Below are 24,183 nucleotides of genomic sequence, written 5' to 3'. Positions count from 1 at the left end.
AACTATGGCTATTAGTGAACTAGTAAACACCGAACACCAAACATTAAAAATTAACCCTAATGCAGGTATTGAATATGCAAAAACGCAGCATTTAGTTAATTTAAGAGCTAACGAAGTAGCAAAAGCTGCATGCGACTTACCTATATTTTTAGCACGAAATGCGCAAAACGGCAGTTATACCGTATCGGGTTTAACAAGCTTTAGTGCTGGGCAAAGTTTATTGGTTAATAACCACCAGTGGCAGGCGCTTTACACACCGGTATGTATACAAACTCACCCTCTTTATTTAATGACCCGTGAAGCAAATAGCAGCGACTACTTTATTGCGATTGATGATCAAAGCTCAGCCGTAAATACGCAGCAAGGCGAGGCACTATTTGATGCTAAAGGTAACCCAAGCTTATTTTTAAATTCACAGCAAAAGCTACTTGAGAGCGATTTAAAAAATGATTATCAAACGTATCAATTTACCCAAGAAGTAGCGCGCTTAGGGCTTATTAAAAACATAGATATTGTATTGCAGTTTGAACAAGGCGAAACCCAAACTATTCAAGGTTTGAGCACCGTTGATGAAGACAAACTGCAAACTTTAGATAGCGATACCGTTGCAAACTTACACAAGCAAGGTTACCTAAGTGTGCTTAACAGTATGCTTATTTCACTGTTTCAGTTAAATGCATTAGTAAAGCTGCACAACCAACGTCCCGAACTTATGCCTTTAAAGCAAATTAAGTTAGAACTAAGTCGAGATGCGCACGCGTTGTAGCGTGCACTTTTTTATTACACAGACATTGCGCGTAACGCGTAGGAGACACACACATGTCAGATAACATTTTACAGCTGGTGGTTTTTGTTTTTGTCACCGCTTTAATTGGTGGCCTTACTTATTGGAAATGCCGAGGCCAAAATCGTAATAACGGACAAAGCCAAACCAAAGAGTATTTTTTAGCAGGCGGTGGCCTTACTTGGATGTTTGTTGCAGGTTCAATAACACTTACTAACTTAAGCACCGACCAACTAGTAGGTATGAATGGTAACCAAATGGCTTTGCTTGTTTGGTGGGAGCTTGCGGCGATTATTGGCTTAATTATTTTAGCTAAAGTCTTCATTCCTGTTTATTACAAATACAATTGTACTACCACCACAGAGCTTTTAGAAAAGCGCTATAACAATAAACATATTCGCGCTGTTATTGGGGGATTATTCTTTTTAGGTAATGCACTTATTTACATGCCAGCGGTAATTTACTCAGGTGCGCTGTTTATGCAAACCATGTTTAAGGTTGATATTCCGCTAATGTATATTGCCACCGCATTTGCCATTGTAGGTGCTATTTATGCGTTTTTTGGTGGTCTACGTGCAGTTGCAGTGTCTGATACTTACAACGGTTTACTGGTACTGGGTATGGCTGTTTTAGTGGTATTTTTAGCATTAAATGCCATTGACTACGACTTTACGGGTATTCCAGAGGAGCGCTTAACACTCATAGGCGATGCTGATTCACCTATTCCATGGCCAACACTTTTAACCGGTATGATCTTTATTCAAATGTATTACTGGGGTACTAACCAAACAATTACGCAACGAGCAATGGCTGCTCCTAATGTTAAAGAAGCGCAAAAAGGTATATTTGCCGCAGCGGGAATTCGTTTTTTAATCGTCCCTGCCATTGTGGTATTACCGGGTATTATTTCGTTTAAACTTTACGGCGATATTGGCGACGCTGCTTATGGTAGAATTGTGGGTGATGTAATGCCAGCATGGTTAACCGGTGTGTTTGCAGCGGCAATGGCAGCGGCAGTGCTGTCTACTTACAACAGCTTATTAAATTCAGCTACAGCACTATACGTGTGTGACATTCACGAAGCTTACTTTAATAAAGAGCCAAGTGTTGTAAAGCTAAGCGGTTACGTAACATTGCTACTAACAAGCTTAACACTGGTACTTGTACCAATTTACCAGCAAGCCGACAGTATTATTAACTTGCTACAGCAATTAAATGGCTTATTAAGTATGCCTATATTCTCAATTTTTGTAGTGGGCTTATTATTTAAAAATGTTGATGCACGTGCAGGTATTGCAGCAGTAATTTTAGGTGTTGTAATGTACGGCATGCTTACGTTTGCAAACTCACCACTACATACTGACATTCATTACATTCACTTAATGCCAATTACACTGATTGTATGTGTAGCTTTTGCATTGATAGTAAATAAAGTGGTATTTGGTTTGAATGCGCAGTGGGCAGGTAAAACACCGGCGCTTGATGACGCAGGACAAGTACAAGTACAAAAATAGATTGTAAATAGTTTAAGCTGACAAAATCGGTCATGGGGCAACTCTGGCCGATTTTTATATATATTAAAAGCAATAACAGAGCTTTAAAGTAAAGGTTAGTTTAATACCTTTTATTACAGTGGTACTTCCAGTGAGTTTATCTGACTATTTGCGATGTAAAGACTATCAAAATCTAATTTGTATGATATATACTATTATTGAGTGTCATCATCTGATAGATTGTGGCTCAAGCAAAGAGATACATTTAGTAAATAGTGTAGCTTACTAATTTTCGTTATATTTATAACTCACACAATGAACAAGAGGATAGGAAAATCATGGCCGACACTAAATCATTTTATCGATTAGACAGTGTAAACAGCACCGTTATTTTCGACTGCCAGAGCAAAACACCGGCGTTACTGTACTTTGGTAAACGCCTATCTGAGCAAACAACAGAAACAATGCTTACTCAGCTTGCTACCCGTCAAGAAGTAAAATGTGCCGTGGTTGAAGAAGCGCCTATTTCTCTATCTCCTTTATTAGGCGAAGGCTTTACTGGCGCGCCAGGGCTTGAGCTAGTAAATGATTCAATCGCATGGTCAGTAGGGCCAGAGCTTCAAGAAGTGCGTCAGCCTTCAAGTGCGACTGTTGAGTTTGTAAGTGTAGATAAGCTTCGTGGTATTGAAGTCGTGCACAGCATTACGCTTGACAACAACAGTGACGTACTAAGTGCACATACTGTATTAACTAATTTAGGTGACTCACCACTGAGCGTTAATTTTTGCGCCGCGCCAACATTTCAATTGCCAGACAGCGTAAGCAAAATAGTGAGCTTTGAAGGTCGTTGGTCAAACGAATTCCAGCGTCAATCTGTTGATTTAGTGCTTGGGAGCTTTGTACGTGAAAACCGTAAAGGCAAAACATCACACGATGTGTTTCCTGGTTTATTAGTGCATAACGAAAATGCAGGCGAGCAACACGGCGAATGTTACGGCTTTCATTTAGGTTGGAGCGGCAACAATAAACTACGCGCAGAGCTTTTAGCTGAAGGTCGTCGTTATGTACAAATGGGTGAGCTATTACTTCCTGGTGAGCTTACGCTTGCTAAAGGTCAAACGTATCAAAGCCCGAGCATTTATGGCTCGTTTTCAAGTGAAGGTTTTAGTGCGCTTTCTCGTAATTTCCATCGTTTTGTTAAAGCTAATTTACTTAGCCAAGCGCAACGTGAAAAAGCGCGCCCTGTGCATTACAACACGTGGGAAGGTATTTACTTTGATCACGACGTAGACACGCTTAAGCAACTAGCCGACAAAGTAGCGCCGTTAGGTATTGAGCGTTTTGTACTTGATGATGGCTGGTTTAAAGGCCGCCGTGGCGACAATGCAGGCTTAGGTGATTGGACAGTAGATTACAAAATTTACCCAGATGGCTTATCGCCAGTCATTGATCATGTTAATAGCTTAGGTATGGAGTTTGGTATTTGGTTTGAACCAGAAATGGTCAACCCTGATAGCGATTTATACCGCGCGCATCCAGATTGGGTTTTAGGCTCAGAAAATAACGAGCAGCTAAGCTTTAGAAATCAGCTAGTACTTGATTTAACGCGCTCTGAGGTTGTTGAGTACCTATATAAAGCGATTGACGATATTTTAGTTGAATACCCAACTATTAAGTACATTAAATGGGACATGAACCGCGATATTAACCATGCAGGTAATTTTGATGGCAAGCCTGCTGTGCATCAGCAAACATTGGCACTTTATCGTTTAATTGACCGTATTAAAGCGGCGCACCCTGGTCTTGAAATAGAAAGCTGTTCGTCAGGTGGTGCACGTGTAGATTACGGCGTACTTGCACACACAGACCGTGTATGGACGTCAGATTCAAACGATGCACTTGATCGCCTTGAAATACAGCGTGGATGTTCGTTCTTCTTTCCATCGTCGGTTATGGGTGCACATGTAGGCCCGCGTGATTGTCATATTACAGGGCGTAATGTAAGTATTGAAATGCGTGCTGCGGTATCAATGTTTGGCCACATGGGCATTGAAATGGACCCACGTGAACTGAACGATCACGAATACAATGCACTTAAAGCGGCAATAGCACTACACAAAGAGCATCGTGAGTTTATTCATGCTGCCGATTTATACCGCCTAGATAGCGACGATTTATCAATTAACTTTGGTTTAATCGATACGCAAAAAACAAAAGCGTTATTTGCCTATAACAGCGTTCGCGAAACACCCCGTACAGCGCCTAATAAGCTTCGTTTTGTTGGCCTAGATGCCGATGCGCAGTACACACTTAATTTAGTGTGGCCGGTAAAATTTGAAGAGTATCGCCCATCTTCTATTGCTGCGGTAAATGGTCAAACATTTACCGGTGAAGCGTTAATGCAGTTTGGTTTACAAATGCCAATTTCATTCCCGCAAACATCGCTTATATTTGAGCTTAACAAAGCTTAAATTTAACTAAGAGCGGTAAAGGGCGAAAATCGCTTTTATGCTGCTCTATTGAGATATCAGGAGTCAGCTCTATATTGTTTAGAGCTGACTTTTTTATATCTTTAGTAAGCTAATTTAGTAAATTAACTTAGTAAACTCAAAAGTATAGAAAATAGAGTGGTTACGCTTGCGCGTAATTTTGCTTGTTACCCAACCAACGTTGAATTAGTGGGTCAACAGCCTCTGGGTGTTGCTTAAGCATTTGCTGTGCAATCGGTCTTACTTGATTAAGTATGTGCTTATCGCGGGTAAGATCGGCAATTTTAAACTCGGCTAACCCTGTTTGTTTTGTACCGAGTACTTCACCAGGGCCACGAATTTCTAAATCGCGCTCTGCTATCACAAAACCATCGTTACTATCGCGTAGTACACCTAATCGCTTTTGAGCGGTATGAGACAGTGGTGCGTGGTATAAAAGCACGCAATGCGATGCCGTAGCGCCACGGCCAACTCGCCCACGTAACTGATGCAGCTGTGCTAAGCCTAAGCGCTCAGGGTTTTCTATAATGATTAAGCTCGCATTAGGGACGTCGACACCAACTTCAATAACGGTAGTGGCTACTAATACGTGTATGTTTCCTGCTTTAAACTCGCTCATAATGGCTTGTTTTTCAGCTGATTTCATTCGCCCATGTACTAAGCCTACGTTTAGCTCTGGTAGCGCTTCTTTTAACTGTAGTGCACTATCTTCGGCGGCTTGGCATTGCAGTACTTCAGATTCATCAATAAGTGTACACACCCAATAAACTTGGCGGCCTTGCTCGTTACACGCTAATTTAACGCGGGCAATAATATCGTCTCTGCGAGTATCAGGAAGTGCCACTGTTGTGATTGGCGTACGCCCAGGTGGCAGCTCGTCAATCACAGAGGTTTCTAAGTCGGCATAGGCGGTCATGGCGAGTGTACGTGGAATGGGTGTTGCGGTCATGACTAGTTGATGAGGGTAACAATCACCAAACTTACCTTTTTCACGCAGTGATAAACGCTGGTGGACACCAAAGCGGTGTTGTTCATCAATAACGATAAGCACTAAGTTATTAAACTTAACTTCATCTTGAAATAAAGCGTGAGTACCTACAATCATTTGCGCTTCACCAGAGGCTATTTTTTCAAGTGTTGCTACGCGCTCTTTGCCTTTTGTTTTACCGCCAAGCCAAGCAACTGTTATACCTAGTTGATTAAACCACGTTGTAAAATTAACACCATGTTGCTCTGATAAAATTTCAGTAGGAGCCATTAAAGCTACTTGAAAGCCCTGCGCAATGGCTGTTAGTGCACTAAGTGCTGCTACTAGGGTTTTACCTGAGCCTACATCGCCCTGTACTAAACGCATCATGGGATACGCGTGTTGCATGTCACCTTTAATCTCAGCAACTACGCGGCTTTGCGCATTTGTGGGTGCAAAAGGAAGTTGCTCTAAAAATTGGCTTTCTAATGTGTTTACTGGATTTAATGCCACGGCTTTAACTCGTTGCCCTTGCTCTCGCACTTTTAATAAGCTGAGGTTTTGAGCAAGTAACTCCTCGAATACAAGGCGCTGTTGAGCAGGGTGAGTACCTTGCTCTAATGCAGTTACATCAATATCATTTGGTGGGCGGTGCAGTAATAATAGTGCGTCACTTAGCGGCATATTTGATGGCTGCCACTGTGAAGGCAGTAGTTCTTCTACTGAGTATTTATTTAGTAAATCAATAGCCTGTTCGCTTAAAGCTCTAATCGATAGTTGCTTTAAACCTTCGGTAGTTGAATAAACGGGCGTTAATGTTGTCGCTACCGGCTGCTCGTTAGAGGTATCGCTGATGCTGTATTCAGGATGACTCATTTCAAAGCCAACACGGCCACGGCGCACTTCACCAAAGCAACGTATTATTTTACCAGCGCTAAATGCGTTTTTTTGTGCAGCGGTAAAATTAAAAAATCGTAGTGTTAGCCTGCCAGTACCATCATTGATTTGGCAAACAAGCATGCGCCTTTTACCAAACGTAATTTGGCTTGTTTCAATTGTTGCTTCAACACTTACGTGGCTATGTAGTGACAACTCATTAATCGCGTATAAGCGAGTGCGATCTTCATAGCGAAGTGGCAAATGAAAAAGCATATCTTGCACAGTTAAAATACCTAGCTTTAACAAACGCTCAGCCATTTTTGGGCCGACCCCTTTGAGCTCTGTAATTGGGTATTGATTTAAGCTAGGTTTAGACAAATTATATCAATCTTATTATTTGTGAATAAGTTAAGTGTACTTACAGAGCTTTAGTCCATCAAGTATGTTTTAAAGCTTGCCAAAATTGCTCGTCAGCGACTATTTCGCCGTTTTCATCAAGTGCAGGATAAGGTAATTTTTTTTGTTTACACTGCCTTGCAATAATAGGGTGGCAGCCTTCAAAGTAAAGTGGATGTTTAACTTCGGCGCTCAACATATCCCTATTATATAAACCAGCCAGCTCGCGTTGGCGCTGTGCTTCAAATAATATTAGCGCAGCAGCAACTGAAACATTTAGCGATTGCACCATGCCTTGCATTGGAATAATAATATTTTGATCGGCATATTCTAGGGCTTTTTCTGAGATCCCCGTTTTTTCTTGTCCAACAATAATAGCCGTTGGCTTGGTGTAATCTACTTCTCTAAAATCAACGGCATCTTCTGATAAGTGAGTCGCTAATATTTGTATTTCTGGATTGCGTTCACGCATTGCAGTAACTGCATCATCAATATTTCTATGTAAGTGCGTCTCTAGCCAGTTTTTACTGCCACCTGAGGTGTTATTTGTTAGCCATTTTTGCTTTTCAGGCCATACAGCATGTACGTGATGGCAACCAACCGCATCAGCACTTCGTACTATTGCAGATAAGTTATGGTGTTTGTGCACGTCTTCTAAACACACGGTTAGGTCTGTTTGACGGCGCGAAAGTACGTCTTCGATTCTTTGGTAGCGAGTTTGCTGCATGGTTATCCTCTTTTTTCGGCAATTATACGAGATTTTTGCAGTTAAGGCATTACCGTACGGCTAATTGGATTTTGTAGAGAAATAAGAGTTTCTGTTGACTGAATAGCTTCTATTGCCTGTATTTTATTAATCAGCACATCTTGTAAGTGATCAATGGACTTTGTCATTACCTTTATAAATATACTGTAGTTACCTGTTGTGTAATAAGCCTCTACCACTTCCTCCAATGCTTCTAGCTTTATAAGTGTTTGTGGGTAATCACGTGCGTTATTTAAATTAATACCTATAAAGCAACACACATCGTAGCCTAGCTGTTTAGTATTAATCGTTAATTGGGTGCCTGTAATGATCCCTGCTTGCTTCATTTTTTCAATTCTTACGTGAATTGTCCCAGCGCTTACATTAAATCTTTTTGCTAATTCGGCGTACGCAGTACGGGCATTTTCCATTAATGCATGAAGTATCTGTTTATCGAGATTATCGATTAAATAATTTTCCATTATATTTTTATCATAAAATTATCGAATATATGATTTTTATACCACTTAATTGATGGTTTTAATATGTTAAAGCTATTTTTATTATGGGATGTTGAATTAATACATCAAATCGTTACATTAACCTCATTAAAGGCGCTCATTTGGGCGCTTTTTATCAATTAAGCAAGTAACAATAACTGGGAATGAGGCCAATTATTATGAGTTCACACTATGTGCAGCAACAGCAGCAAATAAGTAAAGTTAAGCAATTTTTTTCACAGCAACTAGAAACCCAACTTGGGCTGGTTGAGGTTCAAGCCCCTATTTTGGCTAAAGTAGGTGACGGCACGCAAGATAACTTAAGCGGCCATGAAAACGCAGTTGCTGTAAATGTGAAAGCGATTACAGATAGCCGCTACGAAGTGGTGCATTCACTGGCTAAGTGGAAACGTAAAACACTCGCAACTTATGGCTTTGGTGTTGGTGAGGGTATTTATACTCAAATGAAAGCTTTGCGCCCAGATGAAGATTCATTAAGTCCTATTCATTCTGTATATGTTGATCAATGGGATTGGGAAAAAGTAATTAACGAAACCACAGAGCGTTCGCTGGCGACACTAAAGCAAACTGTTCAATCTATTTATAAAGGGATAAAAGAGACGGAAGCTTTTGTAAGTGAGTCTTATGGTTTGACGCCTTTTTTACCGGGCGATATTAAGTTTGTGCACAGTGAAGAGCTACGTAAAATGTACCCTGACTTTAGCGCTAAACAACGCGAAAAAGCCATTGCACAAGAATATGGTGCTGTATTTTTAATTGGTATTGGTGGCGCGCTTGGTGATGGCAAAATCCATGATGTAAGAGCCCCAGATTACGATGATTGGTCTACGCCAACATGCGATCAATACATGGGTTTAAATGGTGATATTTTAGTATGGAACCCAGTACTTGAAGACGCCTTTGAAATTTCATCAATGGGTATACGCGTAAGTCCTGAAGTTTTAAAAGCGCAGTTAAGGGTTACTGGAGATGAAGACCGCTTAGAGTTTGATTGGCATAAAGCGCTACTACAAAGTAAATTTCCGCAAACAATTGGCGGTGGAATAGGGCAGTCGCGCTTGGCTATGCTCTTGCTACAAAAGCAGCACATTGGTCAAGTACAAGTGGGTGTATGGCCGCAGCAAACACATGCTGAGGTAAGCGGTTTACTTTAAATGTGAATAAATTTGAGTGCTCAATAGAGCACTCAGTTATTAGCTTGTTTTGAACTCTATTTCAATTTTGTTATTCAAAAGTTTAACGTTGCACGGAGGGTAATTGCGGATTGTTTTGAGTACTTTATCAAAAATATGAATCTCTACACCTGAATGCAAAACAGAATTTACCGCTAAATTAGCGTCGTTAAGTAAATCGTGTAAGTCGTGATCTAAGTTTGAAAGACGTTTTTCTAATTGCTCTGCCTGCTCACAATAATGCTTTTGAGTAGCACCAATTTTAGTAATTAATATTTTTTTCTTTTCGGCATCTTTCACTAAATCAGTTTTTTCTAGCGCTGCTTGCAACGTGTCTAGCTGTGCATCTGTTTTAGCTAAGTCTTTGAAGCAATTATCAGTATCAGCGGTTATTTCGGCGCCAGAAGCCGCTAGGTTAATAATCATTTTAGCGCCTGATTCATTCCCTATTTCGCCAGCAATGAGGGTCGTAGCATCAAGTATTTCGCCACCAAATATTTTACCCTTGGGTAAGTCGGATTGACCAACTTGCAGTAAGCGTTTAGCTTTCATTACACAGTGGCTTGTTTGGCGATCAATAAAAATATTATTTGCTTCTAGGTAGCAATACTGTGAATGAGAGACGTGAATATCACTTTGCGCAATAAGCTTACAAGACAGTGATTGTTCGTCGGCTTTTTGGTGGCCAATAATGCCTTGTTTAACGGTGATGTTTCCGCCTGCGGTAAGCTCTCCTGATTCAACCGTGCCAAATATAGTAATATCGCCTTTGGCTGTTACTTTCATTCCAGGGTCTATATTGCGGGTAACAATAACACTGCCTTGAAAGTCAATGTGGCCGCTTTTTACGTTTACATCTGAAATGGTAAAAATATCGTCGACACGCATACCATTATTAATTTCAACCGGAACACCTGCAATAGTAGAGACTAGTTCAAGCGGATTCAGCTTTGATATTTCGGTGCCTTCGCCTGCCACTAATTGTTTATTTTCTCCGGGTTTTGCGGGCAGTATGTCACCTATTACGGTGAAGCCTTCTTTACCAGGGGTTGCTGGTTGTTGGCGAATAAGCACAGAGCCTGGCTCTACGCTTGCAAGCTTGCCAAAGTCGCGCATATCCACGCTGCCATCTTCTTTGAGCTTGGGGGTTTTTAAACGGTCTTTTAAAGTCTCTACGGTTGTTATTAGTTTAGTGGCCAAACCATCACTTGGTAGTCTGCCTTTAGCTAATACTCCCTTAACAACAGAACCAGCTGTATGCTCAAACTGTTTTTGCAGTAGCAACTCTAAAAATGCTTGCTTATAGCCACGCACAATTCCTGCTTTAACGAGTTGTTTTTTTGCATCTTCTAAACTTAATAATTTTCCGCCTTGGGCAAGGGTTAGCTCGCCAATGGCCAGCATTTTATCGTCGCTAATTGTTACATTTAAAGTGGCATTGTGTTTTGTTGCTACAACCAGAGTGTGTTGTGTGTTTTCGTTTTTAAAAAAATCATTAATAGCGTCATGATCTATTTTGCAGTCGCAAAAAGCTGACTTTTCGAGAGCCTCTAAAATAAATGCAGCGCTGGGAGGAATATGTTCTTTTACATCAAGTAAAACATTTCCATTGTTGGCAAGCTTAAACACGAGTTAATCCTTTTTTACTACTTAAGTTAAGTTTGTTTTTTAAAACACAACTACAGATTGCTAGAAATTTACATTTGAGTCAAGAAGTCACAGAGAACGAAGTGCTAAGAGGGAAAGAAAGGCTATAGAGAGGCTCTATAGCCTGTAATACTTAATTGGTAGAAGGAAGTTCCATTATTCCATCTATTTCAACTTGTGCACCTTTTGGAAGTGCACGAACACCTAATGCAGCTCTCGCTGGGTAAGGTTGCTTAAAGTATTGGCTCATCACTTCATTTACAGTCGCGAAGTTAGACAAATCAGTTAGATAAATATTTATTTTCACTAAATCTTGAATTTGCCCGCCTGCTTTTTCACATACCGCAGTGATATTTTTAAATACCTGATGCGTTTGCTCACTAAAGTCTTCTGAAATCATTTCCATCGTTTCTGGCACTAATGGAATTTGACCAGATAAATAAACAGCGGTGCCTACTTTAACTGCTTGGCTGTAAGTGCCAATGGCAGCAGGTGCTTTGTCGGTAGAGATAAATGCTTTATTCATGTGTTTCCTATTTTACTTTTTACGATAGACTTTTTGTACATCAGGCATAACGCGAATGCGGCGCATAATGTTAGCAACGTGGATACGGTTTTTAACGGTAACCCCTAAATCTATCACGTATAAATTACTTTCTTTTTCATCGGTGGTAATTTCTACAATATTGGCTTGGGTTGTAGTAACAACATTGGTTAATTTAGCCAGGGCCCCTTGATGATTAATAATTTCAACTCTCAGAGCTGCAATATATTCTTTCTCTGGGTTATCGTCCCATTTTACAACTAAGTATTTAGAGCGCTCATTTTCCCAGCCACGGATGTTTTTACATTCTTGGCGGTGAACGGTCAGGCCCTTACCTTGGCTTACATGAGCTGTAATAGCATCGCCAGGTACAGGTCGGCAACACTTAGAGTAGTTAACTAGCATGCCCTCAGTACCAATAATGGTCGCTTTGGCTTGGCTGGTAATATCAGTTAAGTCGTCACTGTCATTTTGTAATAGGCGTTTGGCAATTAACATGCTCATTAGGTTACCAGAGCCAATTTCTACAAGTAATTCAAGAAGCGTTGTTAGTTCTTGCTCCTCAAGTACTCTTGCTATATTTTCATCAGCAATGCTATCTAGTTTGTTTTCACCTAATGCTGAATCAAGTAAGCGGCGCCCTAAAAGCATAGCTTCTTCATGATGCTGACTTCTAAGGTAATTACGAACGCCCAAACGCGCTTTACCAGTAACAATAAAGTTTAGCCATGTTGCATTAGGGTGGGCACCTGAGCTTGTTATTATCTCTATAGTTTGCCCTGTATCTAAGGGCCTACTTAAGGGGTGCGGCTTGCGATTAACGCGCGCGCCTACGCAGGTGTTGCCTACATCTGTATGCACGGCATAAGCAAAATCGACTGCGGTAGCACCCATCGGTAGCTCAACAATACGCCCATCTGGTGTAAATACGTAAATTTCTTCTGGGAATAGCTCAGTTTTTACATTTTCAATAAATTCAAATGATGAACCCGCACTTTGCTGAAGCTCTAATAAGCTCTGCATCCATTGGCGAGCACGTTGCTGCGAAGTATTACCTGCACCATCACCTGCTTTTTTATACATCCAATGCGCCGCTACACCTTTGTCGGCCATATGATCCATATCGTGAGTACGAATTTGAATTTCAACAGGTATACCGTGAGGACCAACTAATGAAGTATGAAGCGATTGGTAACCATTTGTTTTTGGTACTGCAATATAATCTTTAAAGCGTGTTTCAATAGGTTTATAAAGACTATGAGCTACACCTAATACACGATAACACGTATCCATAGAGTCAACTGCAATTCTAAACGCGTAAATATCCATAACTTCGTTAAATAGCAGTTCTTTATTAAGCATTTTTTTATAAATACTATATAAATGTTTTTCACGGCCTGACACAGTTGCTTTAATGCCTGATTCTTCAAGACGTGCTTCTATTTCATGCTGGATATTAGTAATAACTTCTTTGCGATTACCGCGTGCTTTAGCAACTTCCGATTTAAGTGCGCGATGACGCATAGGATATAAAGCTTGAAAACCTAAGTCTTCAAGTTCATTTTTAATATCGTGAATACCTAAACGGTTTGCAATTGGTGCGTAAATTTCTAGTGTTTCACGCGCTATTCTGCGGCGCTTATCTGGGCGCAATGCGCCTAAAGTACGCATATTGTGTGTTCTATCAGCAAGTTTGATTAAAATGACTCGAATATCCTGAGTCATTGCCATAATCATTTTGCGGTAGTTTTCAGCTTGGAATTCTTTTTTATCTTTAAAGCTAAGCTTATCGAGCTTACTCACACCTTCAACTAGCTCTGCAACAGTTTCGCCAAATATCTCGGCTAAATCTTGTTGACTAAAATCAGTATCTTCAATTACATCATGCATTAGCGCGGCCATGAGCGTTTCATGGTCAAGATGCATGCCTGCAAGAATTTGGGTTACTTCTACTGGGTGCGTTATGTAAGGTTCGCCACTCGATCGAGTTTGTCCTTCATGGGCCTCTCGGGCTACCACGTAAGATTTTTGAACCAGCTCTACATCAGCAGCGGGCAAGTATTCTGAGATTTTCTTTTTAAGACCTTCAAAAAGATACATTCACACTCCAATGTTCTAGGGCCTGTTGACCTTTCAGGATTAAAATTTGTTCAATCTAGGGGCGACTTAATTGCGGCGCGAGGTTTTTAGCCTAGCGGGCTAAGTAAAAATCGAGCAACAAAGAGTAAAGTGCCCCTAGGCAGAACCCTTTAGGCAGCGCATGTTTTGCATTTATGCTGCGTTATCGCCTATTTATGGGGAATAACCACACTACATAGGCTCTGCCTTGCCTAAATACCAAACATACTACTGCAAATTTAACCTCGAAAGATAAACAGCCCTAGTGAAGCAAATTAGGTAAGCTACGAATATACGATGAAAAGAGAGGATTGCCAACGGCTATAGTAGAAATACTGCGCCGTTGGCTAAATCAGACCGGGAGGTCGATTATTGGTTGCCACCAACAATAGCAGCAACAGCAGCTAATTCAGCTGCTTCTTGGTGTTGTTGTTCTTCACGGTCAATTAAGTCCATTGAAGAGCTATCAACTAAACCTAGTTCAATTTCACGTAAAGCAACTACCGTTGGCTTATCGTTTTCAGGGTCTACTAGTGGAGTTTTACCACCAACAGCAATTTGGCGGGCACGACGAGCCGCAACTAAAATTAAGTCAAAACGATTACCAACTGCATCTACTGCATCTTCAACTGTTACGCGGGCCATCACAGCACTCCAAAAATAATTTAAATCAAAGACGTAGTTTACTGCAAGCAGCCACTTTCGCCAATAGCCAGTGTTCAATTTTTATCAGTTTTACTTGTCTAAGCCTGATTTAAATAGACTTAAATTATTTAAGCAGGCTATTTAGTAAAACTTGATGGCGTTCTTCTTGCGCTTTTAGGGTTAAGCGCTGAGCCATTACAATCATTTCTATGTCGCCAAGCGCGCTCTCAAAGTCATCATTAACAATTACATAGTCGTATTCGTTATAATGTGATGTTTCAGATTGTGCTTTTGCCATACGAGAGGCAATAACCTCAGCCGAATCTTGGCCACGATTATTTAAGCGTTGCTCTAACTCTTCTTTTGAAGGAGGTAGTATAAAAATAGTTTTTACGCTTGGCATTATTTCGCGCACTTGTTGCGCGCCTTGCCAATCAATATCTAAAAACACATCAATACCCGCATCAAGTTGCGACTCAATAGCCTGCTTTGATGTGCCGTAGTAATTGTCAAACACTTGGGCCCATTCAAAAAAGTCATCTTTGGCAATAAGCGCTTTAAACTCATCTGTAGATGCAAAGTGATAATGCACACCATTTTCTTCGCCTGGGCGAGGGGCGCGAGTTGTATGTGATACAGATACTTTCATATCAGCGTGCTTTTTTAATAACGCATTGATTAAGCTTGATTTACCAGCACCTGAAGGGGCTGATAAAATAAATAAGTTACCGCGAGTTTGTGCCATGCTTTTCTCTACCTAAAAATAAACAGGCTTGGATTACAAGTAAACCAAGCCTTTAATTAACTGCATTGTACTTTAATTAGCTCACCTTGCTCAAGTTAGACGTGCTCAAGTGAGCCATGCTCAGATTGAAGTGGCAGTGTTTTACTAAGTTAGACTTTAAATAAAATTACAGTTTAAAATTGCCTACAGAACTAGCCGCTAGATATAAGTATTTGATAAGGTGAAGTATCACCTATTGAAGGAGCCTTTATGCTTAATAAAACCTTATTTACCGCACAACAAGTAAGAGATAATGAAGCTTTAGCGGCTGAAAATAGTCATTGCGATTTATTTACCCTAATGCAGCGAGCAGGCGAGGCTGTATATAAGCAATGGCAATTATTTGATGCACAGCATACATTAGTCATTGTTGGCCATGGTAACAACGCTGGAGACGGTTACGTTGTAGCTAGGCTTATTATGCAATCAGGTAAAAAGGTAACAGTATGCGCTGCTGAACCTGATAAGACATTAAACGGTGATGCTGCAAAAGCGCAGCAGCTATGGATAGAAGCGGGTGGGGTGGTTTCTCATTTTACAAAAGATGCTCTTAATGAGTGCGATATCGTTATTGATGCGCTCCTTGGTACTGGGCTTAATAGCGCCGTGCGCGATAATTTTGCGAATATAATTAACGCTGTAAATAACAGTGGTAAGCCCGTAATAAGCATTGATATTCCATCAGGTATTGAAGCAAATACAGGACAGCCTTTAGGGTGCGCAGTACAAGCTACTTCAACCGTTACTTTTGTAGGTATAAAGCAAGGGCTCACAACGACGGCAGGTAAACAATATAGCGGTAAGTTAGTTTTTGATGATTTAGCAATTGGTGATGCGTTTACTTGTATAGCTCAGTCATCAGGAACCTTGATAAATATTAATAGCTTTAAAGGAATAGCCACGCGAGCAATCAATAGTCACAAAGGCAGCCATGGCAAGCTTTTATGTGTGGGTGGCAATCAAGGTACTGCAGGTGCAATTAGGTTAAGTAGTGAAGCAGCACTTAGAACGGGGGCTGGCATGGTAAGGGTGTATACACACGAAAACTCAATAACGCCTATTAGTATTGGCAGACCAGAGCTTATGGTAAGCAGTAATAACTTACATCAAGCGCTAGAGTGGGCAAGCTGTGTTGTTATTGGCCCAGGGCTTGGGCAAGACGAGTGGGCACAACAAACATTCGATGAAGTAATGCAATATTGCCAAAACAATAAAATGCCATTGGTTATAGATGCAGACGCCCTTAATTTACTCGCTAAGCAAGCTTCATCGTATATGTTAGAGCAATGCGTATTGACGCCACATCCAGGCGAAGCTTCGCGTCTGCTAAGTGTTAGTACCAGCGACATAGAATCAGACCGCTTTAATTATGCCCGCCTTTGCGCCAAGCGCTATAACGCGACTTGTGTATTAAAAGGCGCAGGAACATTAATAGATAATGCCCAGCACACGTGGGTGTGTGAAGATGGCAACCCAGCACTGGCCGTTGGCGGCAGTGGCGATGTACTCACTGGTATTATTGGTGCATTACTTGCTCAAGGTTTAACTATTGATGAAGCAGCACGCTATGGTGTAGCACTGCATGCTAAAGCAGGTGATATCGCAAGTGAGCGAGATGGGCAAAAGGGCATGCTACCCAGTGATTTATTCGCAATTGTAAGAGAGTTAGTTAATAAAGTGACGTGAGTTAAAGCGTCACTTTACATAACTAATTATTAGGCTGCAGTAAATCCCATTTTGTACCATATAGGTCTTCAAAAACCACTACGGTGCCATAGGGTTCTACTCTAGGCTCTTCGTTAAATGTAACGCCTTTAGAAAGCATTAAATTATAATCTCGCCAGAAATCATTAGTATGCAAAAATAAAAACACGCGACCACCCGTTTGATTACCAATAGCACTGATCTGTTCGGGTGTTGTGGCTTTAGCAAGTAGTAGATTAGTCCTGCTCGAATTAGCCCTGTTTGAATTTGGAGGTGAAATTAACACCCAGCGTTTACCATCACCTAAGTTAGTATCCTCGACTAACTCAAAGTTGAGCTTTTGAGTATAAAACTCAATTGCCTCGTCGTAGTCTTTAACAACTAATGCAATGCTGCCGATATGCTGTTGAGCGTTAGTCATGTTTGGTTTACTCCGTACTATTAGGGTCTGTTGATCTTTCAAGGTTAAATTTGCAGCAGTCTGTTTGGTATTTAGACAAGGCAGAGCCTATGTAGTGTTGTTATTCCCCATAAATGGGCGATAACGTAGCATTAATGCCAAACAGGCGCTGCCCAAAGGGTTCTTCCTAGGGGCTATTTACTCTTTGTTGCTCGGTTTTTACTTAGCCCACTAGGTTACAAACCTCGCGCCGCAATTAAATAGCCCCTAGTTTGAACAAATTTTAATCCGCAAAGATCAACAGACCCTAACTAAATGCGCTTTTTATCATATTAGTTAGCGACTACGCAGGGTATATGCTCGTAGAGTGTAATTTTAACTAACTTGTAAGTTCGTCTTCATCATCTTCATCATCGGGTGGATCACCTGAGTCTTCTTTGCGTTTTTTTTGTTCTTGTTTTGCTTTTTGTACATTTTCGTATGTAGGCGGTGGGATAGGAATAATAGAAATAAGCGGAAATAATGCTAAAAATAAATAAGCCCCCTTAGACATACTTTTACCCCACGTGACCATTTTGAGCATAGCCCAAACTACGAATGAAAATAACCCAGTCACAAGGGCAACAAAAATAAAGAAGATGAATATTGTGTTATTACTTAATAAATCCATTTAATATAAACCTTAGTTATACGCAACTTAGTTATGGTTATAAATTAAACAATTCCAATGGTTTTTCTGCTAAAAAGCAAAAAACCAGCCGAAGCTGGTTTTTTATATAAGCGAGGTGCTTAAACGGTGATGTTTATCACATCATGCCGCCCATGCCACCCATTCCGCCCATGCCACCCATATCAGGTGCACCAGCAGATTCGTCTTTAGGGATTTCAGCTACCATTGCTTCAGTAGTGATCATTAGACCCGCAATAGACCCTGCAAACTGTAGCGCAGAGCGTGTTACTTTAGTAGGATCTAGGATACCCATTTCAATCATGTCGTTGTATTCGCCAGTTGCTGCGTTGTAACCGTAGTTACCATCGCCGCCTTTAACTGCGTTAATTACAACTGATGCTTCGTCGCCTGCGTTTGTTACGATTTGACGAAGTGGCGCTTCCATCGCACGAAGTGCAACTTTAATACCGTGGTTTTGATCTTCGTTGTCGCCAACTAAATCAACTAGCTTGCTAGCAGCACGTACAAGTGCAACACCACCGCCAGGTACTACGCCTTCTTCAACCGCTGCACGAGTTGCATTTAATGCATCTTCAACGCGGTCTTTTTTCTCTTTCATTTCGATTTCAGTAGCAGCACCTACTTTGATTACTGCAACACCGCCAGCTAGTTTAGCCATGCGCTCTTGAAGTTTTTCTTTATCGTAGTCAGATGTAGCTTCTTCAATTTGTGCTTTAATTTGAGAAACACGACCAGTAATACCTGCTTCTTCGCCAGCACCGTCAATGATAGTTGTATCATCTTTAGTGATAATTACGCGTTTAGCTGTACCTAGGTCTTCAACTGTTGCTTTTTCAAGCTCTAAGCCGATTTCTTCAGAAATAACAGTACCGCCAGTTAAAACAGCGATATCTTGTAGCATTGCTTTACGACGATCGCCAAAGCCAGGTGCTTTAACAGCTGATACTTTAACAATACCGCGCATGTTATTAACTACTAATGTAGCTAGTGCTTCGCCTTCAAGGTCTTCTGCAATGATTAGTAGTGGTTTACTTGCTTTAGCAACCGCTTCTAATGTTGGTAATAATTCGCGGATGTTAGATATTTTTTTATCTACAAGTAGAATAAATGGGTTATCTAGTTCAACAGTACCTTTTTCTGGGCTGTTGATAAAGTAAGGAGATAAGTAACCACGGTCAAACTGCATGCCTTCAACAACATCTAGTTCGTTTTCAAGTGATTGACCTTCTTCTACAGTAATAACACCACTGTTGCGGCCTACTTTTTCCATTGCTTGAGCAATGATATTACCAATCTCTTGATCAGAGTTAGCTGAAATAGTACCTACTTGTGCAATTGCTTTAGTATCAGAACAAGGAACAGATAACGCTTTAAGCTCTGCAACAGCAGCAATAACTGCTTTGTCGATGCCGCGCTTAAGATCCATTGGATTCATGCCTGCTGCAACAGCTTTAAGGCCTTCATTAACAATAGACTGTGCAAGTACTGTAGCGGTAGTTGTACCATCGCCGGCTGCATCATTTGCTTTAGATGCAACTTCTTTAACCATTTGTGCGCCCATGTTCTCAAACTTGTCTTCAAGTTCGATTTCTTTTGCTACAGATACACCATCTTTAGTGATAACTGGAGAGCCAAATGATTTGTCTAGTACAACGTTACGGCCTTTAGGACCTAATGTAACTTTTACTGCGTTTGCCAGGATGTTTACGCCAGTTAGCATTTTAGCGCGTGCGTCACCTGCAAAAAGTACTTCTTTTGCTGCCATGTTTTAAATTCCTCTAAATTCTTAAATGTTTATAAACGAAAAGTAGGTTTAGCCTACAATGCCTAAAATATTATCTTCACGCATGATCAGGTACTCTTGACCTTCGATCTTTTCAACTTTTTCAACATATGAGCCAAATAACACAGTGTCACCGGCTTTAACTTCTAACGCTCTCACGTCACCGTTATCTAAAACGCGACCATTACCTACGGCTACAACTTCTCCGCGAGTTGATTTTTCAGCTGCAGAGCCAGTTAATACAATACCGCCAGCAGATTTTGTTTCTTCTTCTAGACGTTTAACGATTACGCGATCTTGTAAAGGACGAATGTTCATGTTTTTTAGTTCTCCTAACAGTTTCTGAACAGTACAGAAAAAAGCTTTTCTAATTTGCATTCATTAATGGGGGTAGAGTGTAAAATTCCAAGAGAAAAAATGATAAATTTTTAATCTTTTCGCTCATATTCGCCATCAATAGTCGTTGGTCGTTCCATTTGCCCTTGCTCTCGTTCAGCATGTTGCTGCCCAGCAAACGGCGATGGCCCTTGTTGCCTACCTGCGCTCATTCTAACAGTTGCTTGGCTAGCAAGGCCTGCGGCCAGTTTGTTACGAATTGCAGGCGTTAATAATAGTAACCCAAACACGTCGGTCATAATGCCAGGAGTAAGTAATAATACCCCTGCAATTACAACGCATATTCCGGTAAATAATTCTTTGGCTGGCATTTGCCCTTGCGCCATTTGCGCTTGTACGTTTTGCAGCGCACCCATACCTTGTGTTTTAACCATTTTGGCACCTAAAATCGCGGTAATAACAACAAGTGCAATTGTTGCAAATCCGCCAATCACATCGCTTACTTGAATCAGTAAGGCGATTTCGATAATAGGGATGATGATAAACAACACAAATAAAAATCTAAACATAGCGCTCTCTAAATAATGACACTCAAAAGAGTTGATGAAATATAAATGAGGGTGACTAGGTCTCTTTTCAAGGTTAGGGCATCGGTATAGTCATTTTACTGATATTTAAGCGTCTACACATTGTATCGGCTATCAGATACTATGAAGCTAGACACTGTCCAATAAGTATAGGTTCATAATGACTACGCATTTTAAAATGATTTTTACGACCTGCAAAGACGAAGCAGAAGCACGCAGCCTTGCAAGGGCGTTGGTAGAAAAAAAACTAGCTGCTTGTGTGAATATTTTACCTAACATGGGCTCTATTTATATGTGGGAGGGCGAAGTAGCAGAAGCAACTGAAGCCAAGCTACTTATAAAAACAAAAGCAGATAAAATGAACGATGTGTTTTTAACAATAAAAGAGCTACATAGCTACGAAGTGCCGGAGATTCAGGTTGTAGAAGTTTCAACCGGTAATTTGGCGTATTTTAATTGGATGGACGAGGTACTGAATTAATGCGTTTTTTCTTTTTATTGTTGGTTACATTATTAACCGTACCCGTAAAGGCTGCGACTAATAATGTGCTTGGTGATCTACTTGGGCCTCCGCAACAGACTTTTTTACCTGTAGACCAAGCGTTTGTTTTTGATTTTGACCAACAAGGCAGTACCTTGTTTGTAGGTTGGGATATAGCGCCAGACTATTATTTATATAAAAAGAAAATAGAAATTATCGCCAAAGGTGCAAACATTCAAGTAGGCGACTCCGGCAGTGGCGAAATTATTGAAGATGAATTTTTTGGTAAAACAGAGGTTTTTTTTAATTCCGCGAGTGTTATTAGTAAGCTAAGTAATGTAACCGAAGGCGCCGTGGTTAAAGTTCGTTACCAAGGCTGTGCAAAAGCAGGGCTTTGCTATCCACCAGAAGTAATTAGCATCCCACTTAGTGTTATTGGTGGCGCACAGGTTAAAAATGTAGATCAAAATAGCGCTACCGATGAAGCGGCAACTGCGCAAAGTACATTTGCGGCACTCAACGAGCCAGCTACTGAACCTACAACAAATTCGGATGATACCGAAAAAGACCTTACTTTTACTGAGCAATTAGCAAGTCAGGGCTTAATAACTAATTTACTTATATTTTTTGTTGTTGGTGTAGGCCTTGCTTTTACGCCTTGCGTATTTCCAATGTTTCCTATTTTGTCGAGCTTAATTGCGGGTCAGCAAAACCTTTCAACTAAAAAAGCGTTTGCGTTGTCGTTTGTATACATTCAGGGAATGGCAGTTACCTATGCGGCATTAGGTTTAGTTGTTGCTGCACTTGGTGGGCAAGTGCAGGGGTATTTACAGCATCCATTTGTATTAATTAGCTTTAGTTTACTATTTGTATTATTGGCTATGTCGATGTTTGGTTGGTACGAAATTAAATTGCCAAGCAGTATGATGAGCAAGCTAACTCAGGTAAGTAACAATCAAAAAGGCGGCAACTACGTTGGCGTATTTTTAATGGGCGTACTGTCGGGGCTAATTGCATCACCGTGTACTACAGCGCCACTGTCGGCGGCGCTCTTATTTGTTGCGCAAAGTGGTGATTACTTAGTAGGTGGGTTAACGCTATACGTGCTTAGTTTAGGTATGGGGTTACCACTTTTATTACTTGGTACATCTGGCGGTAAGTTGCTTCCTAAAGCAGGTGGTTGGATGGAGCAAGTTAAAACTTTGTTTGGCTTTGTAATGCTTGTTGTGCCGCTTATATTACTTGAGCGCCTAATCAGCGCCGACATTATATTATTAATGGCAGGTGTGCTTGCATTAGCAACAGCACTTTACCTACATCACTGGCAAAGTAGCCAAACACAAAGCAAGTTAAAAACTGCATTATGGTTTGCTGCAACGCTATTAGTTATGACAGGGTTTACGTTAACTAAAAACTACTTTTGGCCAGTACAAGCTGTGCAAGTTAGCTCACAAAGTAATGAGTTTAAAAAGGTGGCGGATTTAGCTGAGCTAAAAGAGGCCGTAGCGCAAGCGAGTAATGAAGGTCGAATGGTTATGGTCGACTTATATGCTGACTGGTGTGTGGCGTGTAAAGAGTTTGAGCATTACACGTTTCCAGATGCCAAAGTGCAAAGTGAATTTAGCCATTATCAGCTAATTCAAGTTGATTTAACTAACAGTGACAATAAAACAATTGAGCTAATGGAAGAGTACACCGTGTTTGGTTTACCTAGTATTTTGTTTTTTAACACCCAAGGTAAAGAGCTAACTACACAACGTGTAACCGGCTTTTTAAACGCAGAAGATTTTGCTAAACACCTTGCTACAGTGCGCGCCAGCGCACAATAATAGTGCAATAGAGCCACTTGGATATACCAAGTGGCTTACGACTCCCTTCTAGTTGTTTGTTCCCAAAATAGAGATTGGACCAGTATTTTGCTGCTATTTACATCGAAATCACTATAATAGTTGGTTAACGTGAGAATTTGTTGCTACATTACTTTTTTCTGCTTACTTAAAAGCGAAAAACTACTTAGCAACCGCTTAACTCATTACATATAGGATATATCGCGTATTATGGCTGCAAAATTTAACCTTTTAGTTATAAATGGTCCAAATTTGAACATGCTTGGCAAACGTGAACCGGATAAATACGGTTTTCAAACGCTAAGTGAAATTATGAGCGAACTAACCAGTGCCGCTGATAGTCTAGATGTTGAGTTAGCACATTTTCAAAGTAATAGTGAGCAAGCCCTCATTGAGCGAATACACAGTGCTTGGCAAGCGGTTGATTACATAATAATTAACCCTGCTGCATTTACGCATACAAGCGTTGCATTACGTGATGCATTGCTAAGTGTTGATATTCCGTTTTTTGAAGTGCACTTAAGTAATGTGCACGCACGTGAAGCCTTTCGTCATCATTCGTATTTTTCTGATGTGGCACAAGGCGTGATATGTGGATTAGGTGCAATGGGTTACCACGCAGCATTAAATGCCGCTGTGAGCCGGTTGAAAAACTCGATTTAATTTTAAATTAACACACAAACAAACAGGCGGGTCGTGTAATGGATATTCGCAAGATAAAGAAGCTTATCGAATTAGTAGAAGAATCAGGTATTGCTGAGCTAGAAATCACTGAAGGTGAAGAGTCAGTACGTATTAACCGTAACAACATGAGCGCAGGCCCTGGTTACCCGCAATTTGCTCCACAGCAATATGCACCAGCGCCAGCAGCCCCAGCTCCAGTTGCAGCAGCTCCTGTAGCAGTTGAAGCAGCAGCTCCAGCAGAACCTACTGGCCATCAAGTTAAATCACCAATGGTTGGATCTTTCTATGCAGCAGCGTCTCCTGAAGCTCCAGCGTATGTAGAAGTTGGTCAGCAAGTTAAAGTTGGCGATACGCTTTGTATTATCGAAGCTATGAAAATGATGAACCAAATTGAGTCAGATAAAGCCGGTACAGTAAGAGCTATCTTAGCTGAAAATGGCGAGCCAATAGAATTTGATCAACCTCTATTCATCATTGAATAATAGC

General features: G+C 40.8%; 22 protein-coding genes. 9 read left to right on the top strand and 13 right to left on the bottom strand.

The genetic code is table 11. The features are described from left to right. Positions 1 to 4: 4 nt before the first annotated feature. The 3 genes from QT16_RS12795 (at position 5) to QT16_RS12785 (ending at position 4,748) form a co-directional block, all read left to right on the top strand. Complete coding sequence (locus QT16_RS12795) at positions 5 to 766, top strand: SapC family protein (protein ID WP_039488606.1); 762 nt, start codon at positions 5 to 7, stop codon at positions 764 to 766. 53 nt (positions 767 to 819) lie between these two features. Further along, positions 820 to 2,298: an SLC5 family protein gene (locus QT16_RS12790; RefSeq protein WP_002958818.1), complete on the top strand. Its 1,479-nt coding sequence runs from the start codon at positions 820 to 822 to the stop codon at positions 2,296 to 2,298. A 317-nt stretch (positions 2,299 to 2,615) separates the two neighbouring features. Beyond that, positions 2,616 to 4,748, top strand: coding sequence for an alpha-galactosidase (locus QT16_RS12785; protein ID WP_039488604.1), 2,133 nt, complete (start codon positions 2,616 to 2,618; stop codon positions 4,746 to 4,748). 160 nt (positions 4,749 to 4,908) lie between these two features. Here the strand turns inward: QT16_RS12785 and recG are convergent, their stop codons facing one another. From recG to asnC, 3 genes are read right to left on the bottom strand one after another with little or no spacing between them, the layout of a single operon-like run. Next, positions 4,909 to 6,990, bottom strand: a complete 2,082-nt coding sequence (gene recG, locus QT16_RS12780) for an ATP-dependent DNA helicase RecG (RefSeq protein WP_039488603.1) — start codon at positions 6,988 to 6,990, stop codon at positions 4,909 to 4,911. Positions 6,991 to 7,048: 58 nt separating this feature from the next. Beyond that, positions 7,049 to 7,735, bottom strand: a complete 687-nt coding sequence (gene trmH / locus QT16_RS12775) for a tRNA (guanosine(18)-2'-O)-methyltransferase TrmH (protein ID WP_007580009.1) — start codon at positions 7,733 to 7,735, stop codon at positions 7,049 to 7,051. A 41-nt stretch (positions 7,736 to 7,776) separates the two neighbouring features. Beyond that, positions 7,777 to 8,235, bottom strand: a complete 459-nt coding sequence (gene asnC, locus QT16_RS12770) for a transcriptional regulator AsnC (RefSeq protein WP_024595831.1) — start codon at positions 8,233 to 8,235, stop codon at positions 7,777 to 7,779. Positions 8,236 to 8,432: 197 nt separating this feature from the next. Here asnC and asnA point away from each other — a divergent pair, with 197 nt between their 5' ends. Then, complete coding sequence (gene asnA, locus QT16_RS12765) at positions 8,433 to 9,428, top strand: aspartate--ammonia ligase (RefSeq protein WP_002958823.1); 996 nt, start codon at positions 8,433 to 8,435, stop codon at positions 9,426 to 9,428. Positions 9,429 to 9,467: 39 nt separating this feature from the next. Here asnA and QT16_RS12760 read toward each other — a convergent pair whose 3' ends face one another. The 5 genes from QT16_RS12760 to gmk form a co-directional block, all read right to left on the bottom strand. Further along, complete coding sequence (locus QT16_RS12760; RefSeq protein WP_039488602.1) at positions 9,468 to 11,075, bottom strand: flagellar assembly protein A; 1,608 nt, start codon at positions 11,073 to 11,075, stop codon at positions 9,468 to 9,470. Between the two features lie 151 nt (positions 11,076 to 11,226). Further along, the gene (gene ridA / locus QT16_RS12755) at positions 11,227 to 11,619 is read right to left on the bottom strand and encodes a deaminase RidA (protein WP_039488601.1); all 393 of its coding nucleotides are present in this window, start codon (positions 11,617 to 11,619) and stop codon (positions 11,227 to 11,229) included. Positions 11,620 to 11,631: 12 nt separating this feature from the next. Continuing rightward, the gene (spoT, locus tag QT16_RS12750; RefSeq protein ID WP_039488599.1) at positions 11,632 to 13,737 is read right to left on the bottom strand and encodes a bifunctional GTP diphosphokinase/guanosine-3',5'-bis pyrophosphate 3'-pyrophosphohydrolase; all 2,106 of its coding nucleotides are present in this window, start codon (positions 13,735 to 13,737) and stop codon (positions 11,632 to 11,634) included. A 387-nt stretch (positions 13,738 to 14,124) separates the two neighbouring features. Beyond that, the gene (rpoZ, locus tag QT16_RS12745) at positions 14,125 to 14,400 is read right to left on the bottom strand and encodes a DNA-directed RNA polymerase subunit omega (RefSeq protein ID WP_002958829.1); all 276 of its coding nucleotides are present in this window, start codon (positions 14,398 to 14,400) and stop codon (positions 14,125 to 14,127) included. Positions 14,401 to 14,524: 124 nt separating this feature from the next. Beyond that, positions 14,525 to 15,145 carry a guanylate kinase gene (gene gmk, locus QT16_RS12740; protein ID WP_024596677.1) on the bottom strand — a complete coding sequence of 207 codons (621 nt, stop codon included), beginning with the start codon at positions 15,143 to 15,145 and terminating at the stop codon, positions 14,525 to 14,527. 249 nt (positions 15,146 to 15,394) lie between these two features. On the opposite strand from gmk, the gene QT16_RS12735 reads away from it, so the two are divergent. After that, a complete protein-coding gene (locus tag QT16_RS12735) occupies positions 15,395 to 16,870 on the top strand; it encodes a bifunctional ADP-dependent NAD(P)H-hydrate dehydratase/NAD(P)H-hydrate epimerase (protein WP_039488598.1) in 1,476 nt (491 codons plus the stop codon). Positions 16,871 to 16,892: 22 nt separating this feature from the next. Here the strand turns inward: QT16_RS12735 and QT16_RS12730 are convergent, their stop codons facing one another. The 5 genes from QT16_RS12730 to QT16_RS12710 form a co-directional block, all read right to left on the bottom strand. Beyond that, a complete protein-coding gene (locus QT16_RS12730; RefSeq protein ID WP_039488597.1) occupies positions 16,893 to 17,309 on the bottom strand; it encodes a VOC family protein in 417 nt (138 codons plus the stop codon). A gap of 358 nt (positions 17,310 to 17,667) precedes the next feature. Next, complete coding sequence (locus QT16_RS12725) at positions 17,668 to 17,958, bottom strand: hypothetical protein (RefSeq protein ID WP_039488596.1); 291 nt, start codon at positions 17,956 to 17,958, stop codon at positions 17,668 to 17,670. 136 nt (positions 17,959 to 18,094) lie between these two features. Continuing rightward, the gene (gene groL / locus QT16_RS12720) at positions 18,095 to 19,744 is read right to left on the bottom strand and encodes a chaperonin GroEL (RefSeq protein WP_002958835.1); all 1,650 of its coding nucleotides are present in this window, start codon (positions 19,742 to 19,744) and stop codon (positions 18,095 to 18,097) included. Positions 19,745 to 19,792: 48 nt separating this feature from the next. Further along, positions 19,793 to 20,080, bottom strand: a complete 288-nt coding sequence (locus QT16_RS12715; protein WP_002958836.1) for a co-chaperone GroES — start codon at positions 20,078 to 20,080, stop codon at positions 19,793 to 19,795. 110 nt (positions 20,081 to 20,190) lie between these two features. Further along, positions 20,191 to 20,667 carry an FxsA family protein gene (locus tag QT16_RS12710; protein WP_002958838.1) on the bottom strand — a complete coding sequence of 159 codons (477 nt, stop codon included), beginning with the start codon at positions 20,665 to 20,667 and terminating at the stop codon, positions 20,191 to 20,193. Between the two features lie 178 nt (positions 20,668 to 20,845). Here QT16_RS12710 and cutA point away from each other — a divergent pair, with 178 nt between their 5' ends. The 4 genes from cutA (at position 20,846) to accB (ending at position 24,179) form a co-directional block, all read left to right on the top strand. Beyond that, complete coding sequence (gene cutA / locus QT16_RS12705) at positions 20,846 to 21,166, top strand: divalent-cation tolerance protein CutA (RefSeq protein ID WP_002958839.1); 321 nt, start codon at positions 20,846 to 20,848, stop codon at positions 21,164 to 21,166. Continuing rightward, positions 21,166 to 22,995: a protein-disulfide reductase DsbD gene (locus QT16_RS12700; protein ID WP_039488595.1), complete on the top strand. Its 1,830-nt coding sequence runs from the start codon at positions 21,166 to 21,168 to the stop codon at positions 22,993 to 22,995. The genes cutA and QT16_RS12700 overlap by 1 nt, the downstream gene beginning before the upstream one ends. A 228-nt stretch (positions 22,996 to 23,223) precedes the next feature. Next, positions 23,224 to 23,676, top strand: a complete 453-nt coding sequence (gene aroQ, locus QT16_RS12695; RefSeq protein WP_002958841.1) for a type II 3-dehydroquinate dehydratase — start codon at positions 23,224 to 23,226, stop codon at positions 23,674 to 23,676. 38 nt (positions 23,677 to 23,714) lie between these two features. Continuing rightward, on the top strand, positions 23,715 to 24,179 hold the full coding sequence (accB, locus tag QT16_RS12690) for an acetyl-CoA carboxylase biotin carboxyl carrier protein (protein ID WP_002958842.1): 465 nt from the start codon (positions 23,715 to 23,717) through the stop codon (positions 24,177 to 24,179). The last annotated feature ends 4 nt before the right edge of the window (positions 24,180 to 24,183 follow it).

It is taken from the genome of Pseudoalteromonas distincta, assembly GCF_000814675.1.
Lineage (GTDB): Bacteria > Pseudomonadota > Gammaproteobacteria > Enterobacterales > Alteromonadaceae > Pseudoalteromonas > Pseudoalteromonas distincta.
Note: the sequence above shows the minus strand (reverse complement) of the source record. Positions and strands in the feature narration are given on the sequence as shown.